We start from the raw sequence: 12,267 nt of genomic DNA on the forward strand, positions 1-12,267 counted from the left end.
CCGCCGTGACCGCCGCGCAGCAGAGACCCAAGGACCCCGATGACCCGGCCCTGCCCGAGGGCGCCACGAAGCAGTGGCTGGACGCGCAGTACGACGCGCGCGCCCAGGTCGAGGACCCCGACGCGATCTTCGCGGCCTGGCAGGAACAGAGCCGGGCGGTCGCCGCGGAGTTCCCGCCCGTCGAGGTCCGCTACGGCGAGCACCCACGCCAGGCCGTCGACGTCTTCCGCGGCGCCGACGCCGCGACGCCCGCCCCGCTCGTGGCTCGCGCCCGAGGTCGGGATCACCGCCATCGTCGCCGACGTCCGAGCGGCCGTCGCCGAGCTCGCCCGCCGCGCCGGCGAGCTGGGCGCCGACCCGCGCGGGATCACGGTGATCGGGCACTCGGCGGGCGGCCACCTCGTCGCGATGCTCATGACCACCGACTGGTCCGCGCACGGGCTGCCGCCCGACACCGTCGGGGCGGGCCTGGCCATCAGCGGGCTCTACGACCTCGAGCCGATCCGCCGGTCGTACGTCAACGACGAGATCGGGATGACCGAGCGGGACGCGCACGACGCGAGCCCGGTGCGCACCACGCCGACCGCCCCCGGCCCACTGCTCCTGACCTGCGGCGGCGACGAGCCCGGCGAGTTCGACCGCCAGCAGCGCCTGCTCGCCCGGACGTGGCCGACGCTGCCGGTGACGATCCTGGACCAGTGCGACGGCACCCACTTCGACGCCTGCGACCGCCTCGCCCGCCCGGGCCGGCTGCGCGACGCAGCCCTCGCTCTGGTGCGGGACCGGGCGGGGCGCTGACCGCTCCTCAACGGGCCGCGAGTGCCCCGGCCGCCGCATCGAGCTCCACGGGGTCGCGCACGGAGATCGTCCCCGAGGTCAGCACCCGGCAGATCGCGCCACCGCGGTCGTGCATCGCCCGGGCCGCGCCGGGCCCGACGGCGGTCTCCATGACGCGGCACGGGGCGGCCTTGCGCACGACCTCCAGCTCGACGTCGCCGATCAGCAGGCGCGCGCCCGGCGTCGTCGGGACCCGGCCGTGGTCGAGCGTGACCGTGCGCCGGGCCCGCCCGGCCGGGATCGGCGCGCCCCACGCGACGGCGGCCTCGTCGAGCTCCTCGAGCGACTGGACGGAGACGTGCCGGTGACGGGTGCCGAAGTAGCGATCTCCGACGATCCCCTGGCCGGCCCGCGCCTCGACATGGTCCACGGCCACCATCGGCGCCTTCCGCTCGGGCGCCACGTGCAGCGCGGCCACCCGGATCTCCATGCCCTCCAGGGTACGAGCGCGGTCGCCGGACCCCTTCCCGACCGAGCGAGCGGCCCGTTCGGCGCATAGAAGCAGCGAGAGCGCCGTTCGCTCCCGGGGCCGCTGTCCCCGCTCTTGACAGGCTGCCAACAAGAGGCGCACCGTCCTCGTCATGGTGGACGGTCGCCCTGATCACGACGTCGTGGTGATCGGGTCCGGGTTCGGCGGCGGGGTGGCCGCCCTGCGCGCCGCCGAGAAGGGCTACCGGGTCGCGGTGCTCGAAGCGGGCCGCAGGTTCGCTGACCACGAGTTCGCCCGCTCCTCGTGGCACCTGCGGGACTTCCTCTGGGCACCGCGACTGGGCTGCCACGGCATCTTCCGCATCGACCCGCTGCGCCACGTCCTCGTGCTCTCCGGGGCCGGGGTCAGCGGCGGGTCGCTGGTCTACGCGAACACGCTCTACCAACCGCCGGCCCGGGTGTTCGCCGACGGCAGCTGGCCCGACGTCACCGACTGGCACGACGAGCTCGCCCCGCACTACGACCAGGCCTGCTCGTCGACGGCACCCCCGACGCCGACGACCCGACGATCGGCCGGCACGGCCCGGGCCTGCGCCGCGTCCTGTCCGCGGTCCTCCGGCGCCGCCGCGAGCTCACCCTCATCCACCGGCCGAAGCACTGGTCGGAGCAGTCGATCGTGCTGCTCGTGATGCAGGCGCTGAACAACTCGCTGACCCTGCGCCCGCGCCGGTTCCTGCCCGGGCTCACCAGCGCCGCGGTCCTCGGCACCACCCCGGCCGACGGCGTCGTCGACCCCTACCACCGCCTGCACGGCCATCCGGGCATCCACGCCGTGGACGGGTCGACGGTCCCCTCGAACCTCGGGGTGAACCCCTCGCTGACGATCACCGCGCTGGCCGAGCGCGCGATGTCGACCTGGCCGAACGCCGGCGACGAGGACCCCCGCCCCGCGCTCGGCGAGCCGTACCGCCGTGTCGCGCCGGTGGCGCCGCGCCGGCCCGCGGTGCCGCCGGACGCGCCGGGAGCGCTGCGGCTGCCGCTGCACGTGGTGTCGGGATGACGAGCGCCGAGACCGCTTCCGCCCCGTCTCCCTCCCCCGGCCGCCGCCTCGAGCCCGACGCCCGCCGAGCGGAGATCCTCGAGGCGGCGCTGCGCCTCTACGCCGAGCGGCCCTACGCCGACGTCTCCACCAGCGAGCTCGCCCGCGAGGCCGGCGTCGCGCGCGGCCTGCTCAACCACTACTTCGGCACCAAGCGCGACCTCTACCTCACCGCGCTCCGCATCCTGCTGACGATCCCCGAGGAGGCGGCCGCCGGCCTGCCGGGACGCACTCGCACCGAGCGGGCGGGCGCCGCCGTCGACTGGTTCCTCGACACCGTCGCCGCGCGGGCCGGGCTCTGGCTCTCGGTCGGCGTGGGCGGCGCCGGCGGGGACCCGGAGGTCGACCGCGTCGTGGAGGAGGCCGACGAGACCGCGGCCGACCGCGTGATCACCGCACTGGTCCCCGAGCACGACCCGGCCTCGGACCCCGCCGCCGACGTCGTCCTGCGCGCCCGCGTGCGCGCCTACTTCGGCCTCGTCCGCGCCGCCTCGCGCGAATGGCTCGTCCGCGGCTCGCTCGACCACGCCGGCGTCCGCGACCTGCTCGTCACCGGCCTCGTCGCGCTCCTGCCCGGCCCCGAGATCCAGGAGGACCCTTGACCAGCACCGCCCCGCTCGACCTCGGCGAACGCGGGTTCTGGAACGCGCCCTGGAGCGAGCGCTACGTCGCCTTCGCCGCGCTGCGCGCCACGGACGACCTGCCGCGCTACGACGAGCCCGAGTTCCCCGGGTTCGAGCCCGGGCCGGGCTTCCGGGTGGTGACGCGGCACGCCGACGTCGAGGAGGTCAGCCGCGACCCGGGCCGGTTCTGCTCCGGCCGCGGGGCCGTCTCGATCCTCGACCTGCCCGCCGAGGCGCACGAGTTCTTCGGCTCGCTGATCAGTATGGACGCCCCGCGCCACACCAAGATCCGGCGGATCGCGGCGGGCGCCTTCACCCCGAAGCGGGTGGCCTCGCTGGTCGACGACGTCGAGCGCATCGCCGACGAGGTCCTGGCCCGCGCCCGCGCGACGGCGGGCGCCCAGGACGGCGAGTTCGACCTGGTCACCGAGATCGCGGCGCCGCTCCCGCTGCTGCTGATCTGCGACATGATGGGCATCCCGGAGTCGCGGCGCGCGGACGTCTTCACCTGGTCGAACATGATCCTCGCCGGGGACGACCCGGAGTACGTCTCGGAGAACCCGCTGCAGGACTACCTCGCCGCCGGCGGGGGCCTGTCCGGGCTGATGGCCGAGCTCGCCGCCGACGCCGAGGCCGACCCGCGGGACGACGTGCTCTCCGCGCTGGTCCACGGCGAGGTCGACGGCGAGCGGCTCACGCACCAGGAGATCGCGTCGTTCTTCATCCTGCTCTGCGTGGCCGGCAACGAGACCACCCGCAACGCGATCACCCACGGCGTGTGGGGGCTGCACCTCGACCCGGCCGCGAAGCAGGTCTGGACCGAGGACCTCGACGGCGTCACCCCCACCGCGATCGACGAGATCGTCCGCTGGGCCTCCCCGATCAACTGGATGCGCCGCACGGCGGTCGAGGACACCACTGTCGGCGACGTCGCGGTGTCAGCCGGGGAGAAGTTGCTGCTCGTCTACGGGTCCGCGAACCGGGACGAGGCCGTCTTCACCGACCCGGACCGGCTCGACCTGCGCCGCGCCCCCAACCGCCACCACGGGTTCGGCGCCCACGGCCCGCACTTCTGCCTCGGCGCCCACCTCGCGCGCCGCGAGGCCGGGGTGATGTTCCGGCGCCTGGTGACCGAGATGGCCGACCTCGAGGTGGTCGGCGAGCCGGACCGGCTCTCGTCGATCTTCGTCAACGGGATCAAGCACCTCCCGGTGCGGCTGCCCTCGGCGCGCTGAGAGCCCCGACCCGCCCCTTTCCCCCGGACGGAGCATGCTCACGGGGCCCGGACGGTTGCACCGGCGGTCGCGGCCGCGCGGCCCGACCACCACACCGCGTGCTCGCCGATCGCGTTGCGGGCACAACTGCTCACGCCGCGGAGTCGTTTCCGGGAGTCGGCCCAGCCTCGTTGGGTCAAGCGGACCTGCCCGTCGCGCCGAACGCACCGCGTCATCAAGAAGGTCACAGTACGGTAACGGGCCCACCTGGAACCCCCTAACGGACGTGAGGCTCGTGCTCCGGCCACCTTCGACGTCGCAATGAGTGACACTCGACGGATGGCCGGCGAATCGCTCCGCGTCGAATTCCGACGCCAGGTCCGCGAGCGGGTGCTCGACACCGCCGCGGCACTCACCGTGGACCGCGGGTGGGACCGCGTCCGGATCGGTGAGGTCGCCACCGCCTCCGGGGTCTCCCGTCCCACCCTCTACCGCGAGTTCGGCACCAAGGACGGGGTCGGCGAGGCTCTCGTGGCCCGAGAGGCCGAGCGCTTCTTCACGGGCATCGCCGGCGAGCTCGAGCAGCACGACGACGCCTCGGAAGGCGTGCGCGGCGCCGTGCGCTTCACCCTCGACGAGGCCGCGGACAACCCCCTCCTGCGCGCGATCCTGACCGGTAGCCGCAGCGGCGACACCAGCCTGCTGCCGTTCCTCACCACCCGCGGCGACGGGATCATCGCGGGCGGCAACGCGCTGGTCGGCGACTGGATGCGCCGGCGGCGCCCCGACCTCGACCCGCGGGCGGTCGCCGACGCCGTCGACGCCATCGTCCGCCTGACGATCAGCCACCTCGTCTCCCCCGGTCTCGGCCACGCCGAGGCCGCGGACCGGATCGCCCGGCTCACCACCTGCCTCATCGCGGCCGCGGCCACCGTCTGAGACCTCGCCTCCTCGGAGAGCACTGCTCCGTACTGAGACAAAGACTGCATCTTGTTTCTGCTGCGACACGGTGTCACAGTCATTCCCGGAGCACGTGAGCGGGGATGCGAGGAGGCCGACCATGACCGTCGAGCAGTCACGGGACGAGGTGCTCGAGAAGCAGGAGCCGTGGCGGGACAAGCGCCGCTACCTCTGGCCGTTGGGCACCGTCATGCCGGCCCTGCCGATCGCCGCCTACGGCCTCGTGCACGGCACCGGCGTCGAGCTCTTCTGGTGGCTCGGCCCGATCATCCTGTTCGTCGTCCTGCCCGCCCTGGACATGCTCATCGGGCGCACGAGCGACAACCCGCCGGAGTCCGAGCGCGCCCGGCTCGAGGCCGACCGCTACTACCGCTGGATCACCTACCTCTTCCTGCCGGTGCAGTACGTCAGCCTCGCCTTCAGCTGCTGGGTCTGGGCCACGCAGCAGCTCGACCTCGTCAGCGACGTCGGGCTCGCCCTGACGATGGGCGTGGTGTCCGGCATCGCGATCAACACCGCACACGAGCTCGGGCACAAGCGCGAGGAGAACGAGCGCTGGCTGTCCAAGATCGCGCTCGCGAGCTCGGGCTACGGCCACTTCTACGTCGAGCACAACCGGGGCCACCACGTCCGCGTCGCGACCCCCGAGGACCCGGCGAGCTCGCGATTCGGTGAGAACTTCTGGACGTCGTTCCTGCCGCGCACCGTCTGGGGCAGCCTGCGGTCGTCGTGGCACCTCGAGGTCAAGCGGTTCGCCCGGCACGAGCAGAACCCGTGGAGCCTGCGCAACGACATCCTCATCTCCTGGGCGATGACGATCGCGCTGTTCACCGCGCTGTGCCTCGTCTTCGGCGTCGGCGTGCTGCCCTGGCTGCTCGTGCAGGCCGTCGTGGGGTTCACGCTGCTGGAGCTCGTGAACTACCTGGAGCACTACGGGCTCAAGCGGGGCAAGCGGGAGGACGGGCGCTACGAGCGCGTCGACCCGCGGCACAGCTGGAACGCCGACCACACCGTGTCGAACCTGCTGCTCTACCAGCTGCAGCGCCACTCCGACCACCACGCGAACCCTGTCCGCCGGTACCAGGCGCTCCGCCACTTCGAGGAGTCGCCGCAGCTCCCGTCGGGCTACGGCACGATGATCGTCGTCGCCGTCATCCCGCCGCTGTGGCGCCGGATCATGGACCCGAAGGTCGTCGCGCACTACGACGGTGACCTCACGCAGGCCAACGTCCTCCCGCGCAAGCGTGCGAAGATCCTCGCCCGCTACGGGCTGACCGACACCTGAGACCCCAGCAGGTTCCCGACGAGGGCCCGTACCCGGGCGTCCGGGGCGGGCCCTCCGTCGTGCTGTGCGGGGGCGGGCTCGAACAGTGCCCGGTAGTAGAGCGGCGCCAGCACCCCGTCGACGACGGTGTCCACCTCGGGGACGTCCCCGCCGCGCCGGCGCTCGTGGTCGAGCATCGCGGTGATCTGGGCCCGACGGTCCCCGGTGCAGGCGCACGAGGCGGCCTCCCCCGCCCCGATCGAGGCCCGCATGAGCGCGAGGGTGTCGGGGTCGGTGAGGTCCCGGGCGACGTCGCTCGCCCAGCGCTCCAGGTCCCCCGCCAGGCCTCCGGTGTCGGGCACGATGACGTCGCCGGTGAACCGGTGCTCGGCGACGGCGGCGAGCAGCTCCGCCAGTGAGCCCCACCGCCGGTAGACCGTCGTCGCGTGCACGCCCGCGCGGGCGGCGACCACGGGGATCGTCAGGTCCTCGGTGAGCACGCCTTCCGCCACCAGGTCCTGCACGGCACGGTGCACGGCGGCGCGCACCCGCGCCGACCGGCCTCCGGGACGCGACCCCGTCCCCACGTCGTTGGCTCCCACGGGGCCGAGTGTTCCACGTGCTCGGAATGAACGCAGCGATCGCTGCCTTAACCGTGCTAGCGTCGCCGAGGTACTAGCAGCGATCGTTGCGATCACGTCCGACGAGGGAGCCGCATACACCCCAGAACCCGTGCCCGGCTGTTCGCGGCCGTGGGCGGCATCGTCGTCCTCTTCCCGGCCGCCTCGAGCGTGCCGAGCCCGCTCTACCCGCTCTACCAGCAGCTCTTCGGCTTCTCGGCCGCGACGCTGACGGTCGTCTTCGCGGTCTACGTCGCGGGCCTGCTGGCCTCGCTGCTCGTCGTCGGGGCGCTGTCCGACCACGTGGGACGCAAGCCCGTGCTGGTCGGTGCCCTGGTGCTCGAGGCCGTGTCGTTCGCCGTCTTCCTCGGCGCCGGCGGAGTGGGCGCCCTGCTGGTCGCCCGCGTGCTGCAGGGGATCGCCACCGGCGCCGCCATCACGACCCTCGGCGCGACGATGGTCGACCTCGCCCCGCCCGAGGCGCCGCACCGCGCGGGGATGGTGACGGGGACCGGGACGCTCGCCGGGCTGGCGGCCGGCGCGGTCGGTGCGGGCGCCCTGATCCAGCTCGCCCCCGCGCCCACCCGCCTGGTCTGGATCGTCCTGCTGGGGCTGCTCGCCGTGTCGGCGGTCGTCGTCGCGGTGCTGCCCGAGACCTCGGCGCGCCGCGCCGGAGTGTGGGCCTCCCTGATCCCCCGCGTCGGGGCGGCTCCCCGGCTGCGCGGCGAGGTGCTCGCGGTGACCCCGGTGCTCGTCACCAGCTGGGCGCTCGGCGGGCTCTACCTCTCGCTCGGGCCCTCCATCGCGGCCTCGCTGCTCGGGGAGTCGTCACGGCTGATCGGCGGACTCGTGGTCACGCTGCTCTGCGGCACCGGCGCCCTCACGTCGTTCCTGCTGCGCGACCGCCCCGTGCGCTCCCTGCTCGCCCCGGCCGCGGCCCTGCTCGCCGCCGGGACCGCCGTGACCCTCGTCGGGTTCACGCTCGCGTCCCTGCTGCTGACCGCCCTCGGGACGGTCGTCGCCGGGGTCGGGTTCGGGGCGGCCGCGCTCGCCTGCTTCGGCGTGTTCGCCGAGATCGCCGGGCCGACCGAGCGCGGCGAGCTCTTCGCGCTGGCGTACGTCATCTCCTACTCCGCGTTCTCGCTCCCCGCGGTCGCGGCGGGGGTCGGCAGCGGCCTCGTCGGGCTGGGGACGGCCGCCGAGGTCTACGGCGCCGTCGTCGTCGCGCTCGGCGCCGGCTCCGTCGTCCTCACGCTCGCGCGCAGCCGCCGCGCCGCGCCCCCGAGAGCGGTTCCCGCCCCGGCCGGCGCCCCCTGCGAGTGACGGCGGAAATCGACGTACCGTCACCGCCCTCCGCGTCGTTGTGACCGTGAGCGCACGTCGTCGTCCCCGGGTCGCGCACTGGTCGTCCCCGTACGGACGAGTCCGCGACGCAACGTGTCAACTCAGCTCCCTGAGCCGAAGATGAGAAGGGAATCCCATAGGAGACCTTTGAACTCGGGCTCGCCGACTTGAGAGAAGCTTGACCGGATTCACAGATATGTGCGTTTCACTCGACCGGGTGACAGCTCACGCACAGGTCATTCTTAAGTTGTGACCCCAACGTGACCTCCGCCTCGCCGTCCGGCGAGGGTTGTTTCCTTCCCCGAGAGGACACATCGATGGGCCACTTCCGCCTCCTCGAGAGCTGCACGCCCCCGCACCACAGGCACCACCACCACCGGGCCTGCAAGTGCCACCAGTGCTGCCCGCCGAAGCACGAGAGCTGCGAGCCGCAGCCCTGCAAGACGAAGTCCTGCGACGACTGATCTCGCTGCGGTAACGGGTTCCCGGGGCGGTACGACAACCCTGGAGACCATCCGAGCGGCCCGGCGCTGACCGGGCCGGCTCCGGAAGCAACGGCGCGGCCGCCGTCCGCCCCGCATGGGAGCGGGCGGCGCCGGGCCGGTGCCCCCGGGCGCGACGCCCGGGGACGTTCGAGGGGAGACGGTGGGCGCGCATACGACACTGGTCGGGCTGCCGGCGGTGGACGGGGACGACGTCCCCGAGACGAGCAGTGGCGTCGGGGGCGCCGCGGCTCCCGCCCGGGACCGGACCGACCACGACGGCGGCGCATCCACCTCCCCGCACGACGAGGGTGCCTCCGGGACGCCGGCTCCGGCCGGCGGCCCGGACGCCCCGGCGATGACCCTCCGCGCGATCTTCCGGCGCTTCTGGCCGTACACCCGCTCGGACCGCTCGAAGCTCCTCTTCGCTTTCCTCGCGATGGCCGCCTCCACGGCCTGCGACACCTACGTCGTGACCATGTTCGCCCGCATCGTCGACGGCGCGACCGTGGCCCACTCGATGTCCGCGGTCTGGCCGTCCGCGATCGAGTGGCTCGTGCTCACCGCCATCGGCGGCCTGCTCTCGGTGCTCGGCGGCTTCCTGCTCGTCGGCGCCGCGGAGCGCTTCGTCTTCCGCCTGCGCCACGAGGTGTTCGCGCACCTGCAGCGTCTCGGTCCCCGCTTCCTCGGCGAGCACGCCACCGGCGACCTCATGTCCCGGCTCACCGCCGACGTCGACGGCGTGGAGGCGCTCGCCTCGTCGGGGATCGTCAGCACCGTCATCGCCGTCGGCACCGCCGTCGCCTACGCGGCCGCGGCCGTGCTCGTCCAGTGGCAGCTCGCGGTCATCGTCGTCGCGCTCGCCCCGCTCATGTGGCTGACCAGCCGCATCACCGGCCGCTTCACCAAGACCGCGGCGCGGACGGAACGCCGCGCGGCCGGCGAGGTCGGCACCGCCGTCGAGCAGGCGCTCTCCAACCTGCCCCTGGTCCAGGCCTACGGGACCGAGGCGACCGAGAGCGCACGGCTCGACCACCACGGTGAGATCTGGTGGCGTGCACGGGCCCGCGAGAGCCGGCTGCAGATGATCTACTCGCCGATCACGACGCTCATCCAGAGCGGGGCCCTGCTCGCCGTGCTCATCGCCGGCGCGGCCTTCATCGCCGCCGGCGAGCTCACCGTCGGCGGGCTGTTCGGGTTCGCCGCCTACCTCGGCTACCTCTACCCGCCGCTGTCCCAGCTCGGCGCGCTGCACCTGACCGTCACCTCGGCCTCGGCGTCGTGCGAGCGGCTGATCGAGATCCTCGACGCCGAGCCCGAGGTCCAGGACTCCCCCGACGCCGACGGCTCCGTCGTCCGCGAGGGCCACCTCGAGCTGTGCGGGGCGAGGTACGTCTACCCCGGCACCGATGACGCCGGGCTCGACGGCATCTCCCTCGACGTGCGGCCGGGCCAGTTCGTGCTGGTCACGGGGCCCAGCGGGGCCGGCAAGTCCACGATGACGAAGATGCTGCTGCGCTTCCTGGACGCTCAGGACGGTGCCGTGATCCTCGACGGCGTCGACGTCCGGGACCGCACGATCAAGGCGGTGCGCGAGGCGGTCACCCTGCTCCCGCAGGAACCGATGCTGTTCGACATGACGGTCGCGGAGAACATCTCCTACGCGCGGCCGGACGCCACCCGCGCCGAGATCGAGCAGGCCGCCCGCGAGGCCGGCGCGCTCGACTTCATCCGCGAGCTGCCCCAGGGCTTCGACACCGGGGTGGGCGAGGACGGCGCGGCCCTCTCCGGCGGGCAGCGCCAGCGCCTGGCGATCGCGCGGGCCCTGCTGCGCGTCTCCCCGGTCCTGGTGCTCGACGAGCCGACGACCGGGCTCGACGCCCCCACCGCCCGCGCGGTGCTGGAACCGCTGCGCCGCCTCGCCGGCGGACGCACCACGATCGTCATCAGCCACGACCTCACGCCGGCCCGGGACGCCGACCTCGTCGTCGTGCTGGAGGACGGGCGGATCGTGGCGCGGGGCCGTCACCACGACCTCCTCGCGGCCGGCGGGACCTACGCGCGGTTGTGGGCGGCGCAGCACGGCGGCGCGCCGCCCGCCGAGACGACGGGGCGTCCCGACGACGTCGCGGCGCCGGCCCCGCGGCGCGCCACGCCGTTCCGGCCGGCCCCCGGTGCCGTCGAGCCGCCGCGGCCGGCACCTCCGCGACGCGCCCCGGCCCGCGTCCCGGCGCTCGACCCGGCCGCCGTGCGCGCGCCCGACCCGGTCACCGCGCCGCTGCGGCTCCTGGCCCGGTCGTCCACCACGACGGGGCCGACCCCCATCCGCTCCCGACCCGCCCCGGCGTCCCGCACCGCTGTGGGTGGGCCGCCGCCCGGACGAGGGCCCGGATCGCCGCCGGTCGACCGTGCGAGCGCGGCCGGTCCGCCCGCGCCTGCCCCTCGGCCGACCGCCCGCATCAGTGCTCCCGGACCTGCCGCGCCCACGCCGGGGCGTCTGGTCGACCGCACCGGTGGCCGCGCCACTCTCCCGCCCGGGCGTTCGCCGGTCGACCACACGCGCGTTGCGGGTCCCGCCACGACTCCAACGGGTCCGGCCGCGGGTCGGCCGGCTCCGACTCCGGCCCCCGGGAAGGCGACGGCGACCGGGACAGGCAGCCCCTCCGGCAACGACCGCGCCTCGTCGAGCCCGGCCCACGGACCGGCCTCGACCGGGCGGGACGAGACCCGGGTCGGCGCCGGACCGGGCACCGCCAAGCACGGGCTGCCCTCGCCGCGGTCCGACACCACCTCGACCCCACGGCCTCCCGGACCGACCCCCTCGTCGTCGGGACCCTCGTCGTCGGGACCCTCGTCGTCGGGACCCTCGTCGTCGGGACCCTCGTCGTCGGGAGCCGGCCCGACCCCTGCGCGGTCGTCGGAGTGGACGGTGCCCGGGCCGCGCCACCCGGCATCGGGGCCGACGCCCGCCAGGTCGGACGAGAACGCGGTCGAGACGACCGGCCGGCTCGCCCGGCGGACCGTCGCGGACCTCGTCGCGGGGACCGCACGCCCTCCGGCGCGGACCTCGCACCGCGCCGAGCCGACCCCGCCGCGGCCCCGCAGCACCGTCGGCTCCCACCGCGCCCCGGAGCGGTGACGCCGGACCGGCAGCCCCGGCCGGAAGATCTCCTCCTCGTGAGCGTGTCGCAACAAATCTTGGGCGTGTCGCTCCCGAGAACTCGATCACGGATCGACAGGCCGCGGACGTACGACGGCCCGGGCCCCACGCGGGGACCCGGGCCGCCGGTGACCTCGCCGGGTCCTACTTGTTGACCCCGTTGGCGTTGAGGAACTGCGCGGCGACGGCTGCCGGGTCGGCGCCGTTGCCCTGCACCTGCTGGTTCATCGCCTGG

Annotated in this window: 12 protein-coding genes; 9 read left to right on the forward strand and 3 right to left on the reverse strand. The window is 74.3% G+C overall.

Translation table 11 applies throughout. The annotated features are described in order from the left end of the window. Positions 1–293 (reverse strand): hypothetical protein (locus VGH76_RS09740; RefSeq protein ID WP_331556470.1); only part of this gene is annotated, 293 nt, incomplete at its 3' end. Between VGH76_RS09740 and VGH76_RS09745 the strand changes: the two genes are divergently transcribed. Continuing rightward, positions 292–798 carry an alpha/beta hydrolase gene (locus VGH76_RS09745; protein WP_331556469.1) on the forward strand — a complete coding sequence of 169 codons (507 nt, stop codon included), beginning with the start codon at positions 292–294 and terminating at the stop codon, positions 796–798. The genes VGH76_RS09740 and VGH76_RS09745 overlap by 2 nt on opposite strands. Positions 799–805: 7 nt before the next feature. On the opposite strand, the gene VGH76_RS09750 is transcribed toward VGH76_RS09745, so the two are convergent. Continuing rightward, positions 806–1,267, reverse strand: coding sequence for an MOSC domain-containing protein (locus VGH76_RS09750; protein WP_331556460.1), 462 nt, complete (start codon positions 1,265–1,267; stop codon positions 806–808). A gap of 151 nt (positions 1,268–1,418) precedes the next feature. On the opposite strand from VGH76_RS09750, the gene VGH76_RS09755 reads away from it, so the two are divergent. From VGH76_RS09755 to VGH76_RS09780, 6 genes are all read left to right on the forward strand, one after another. After that, entirely contained in the window at positions 1,419–1,955 is a 537-nt protein-coding gene (locus tag VGH76_RS09755) for an FAD-dependent oxidoreductase (protein WP_414637701.1), read from the forward strand. Beyond that, positions 1,943–2,326, forward strand: coding sequence for a GMC oxidoreductase (locus VGH76_RS09760; protein WP_331556461.1), 384 nt, complete (start codon positions 1,943–1,945; stop codon positions 2,324–2,326). Before VGH76_RS09755 ends, VGH76_RS09760 begins: the two co-directional genes overlap by 13 nt. Continuing rightward, a complete protein-coding gene (locus tag VGH76_RS09765; protein WP_331556462.1) occupies positions 2,323–2,967 on the forward strand; it encodes a helix-turn-helix domain-containing protein in 645 nt (214 codons plus the stop codon). The genes VGH76_RS09760 and VGH76_RS09765 overlap by 4 nt, the downstream gene beginning before the upstream one ends. Beyond that, entirely contained in the window at positions 2,964–4,223 is a 1,260-nt protein-coding gene (locus VGH76_RS09770; RefSeq protein ID WP_331556463.1) for a cytochrome P450, read from the forward strand. The genes VGH76_RS09765 and VGH76_RS09770 overlap by 4 nt, the downstream gene beginning before the upstream one ends. Positions 4,224–4,541: 318 nt before the next feature. After that, positions 4,542–5,141 carry a TetR/AcrR family transcriptional regulator gene (locus tag VGH76_RS09775; protein WP_331556464.1) on the forward strand — a complete coding sequence of 200 codons (600 nt, stop codon included), beginning with the start codon at positions 4,542–4,544 and terminating at the stop codon, positions 5,139–5,141. Positions 5,142–5,262: 121 nt separating this feature from the next. Next, a complete protein-coding gene (locus VGH76_RS09780) occupies positions 5,263–6,447 on the forward strand; it encodes an alkane 1-monooxygenase (RefSeq protein WP_331556465.1) in 1,185 nt (394 codons plus the stop codon). Here VGH76_RS09780 and VGH76_RS09785 read toward each other — a convergent pair. Then, positions 6,426–7,028, reverse strand: coding sequence for a TetR-like C-terminal domain-containing protein (locus tag VGH76_RS09785; protein WP_331556466.1), 603 nt, complete (start codon positions 7,026–7,028; stop codon positions 6,426–6,428). The genes VGH76_RS09780 and VGH76_RS09785 overlap by 22 nt on opposite strands. A 150-nt stretch (positions 7,029–7,178) precedes the next feature. Between VGH76_RS09785 and VGH76_RS09790 the strand changes: the two genes are divergently transcribed. After that, the gene (locus tag VGH76_RS09790) at positions 7,179–8,369 is read left to right on the forward strand and encodes an MFS transporter (RefSeq protein ID WP_331556467.1); all 1,191 of its coding nucleotides are present in this window, start codon (positions 7,179–7,181) and stop codon (positions 8,367–8,369) included. 666 nt (positions 8,370–9,035) lie between these two features. Next, a complete protein-coding gene (locus VGH76_RS09795) occupies positions 9,036–12,011 on the forward strand; it encodes an ABC transporter ATP-binding protein (RefSeq protein WP_331556468.1) in 2,976 nt (991 codons plus the stop codon). Positions 12,012–12,267 lie beyond the last annotated feature (256 nt).

The organism is Actinomycetospora sp., assembly GCF_036497585.1.
In the GTDB taxonomy this organism is placed as follows: domain Bacteria; phylum Actinomycetota; class Actinomycetes; order Mycobacteriales; family Pseudonocardiaceae; genus Actinomycetospora.

Bases quoted from the DNA above. Each gene is read 5' to 3' on its own strand.
- VGH76_RS09775 (WP_331556464.1), top strand. From the start codon at position 4,542: ATGGCCGGCGAATCGCTCCGCGTCGAATTCCGACGCCAGGTCCGCGAG.
- VGH76_RS09750 (WP_331556460.1), bottom strand. From the start codon at position 1,267: ATGGAGATCCGGGTGGCCGCGCTGCACGTGGCGCCCGAGCGGAAGGCG.
- VGH76_RS09765 (WP_331556462.1), top strand. From the start codon at position 2,323: ATGACGAGCGCCGAGACCGCTTCCGCCCCGTCTCCCTCCCCCGGCCGC.
- VGH76_RS09755 (WP_414637701.1), top strand. From the start codon at position 1,419: ATGGTGGACGGTCGCCCTGATCACGACGTCGTGGTGATCGGGTCCGGG.
- VGH76_RS09780 (WP_331556465.1), top strand. From the start codon at position 5,263: ATGACCGTCGAGCAGTCACGGGACGAGGTGCTCGAGAAGCAGGAGCCG.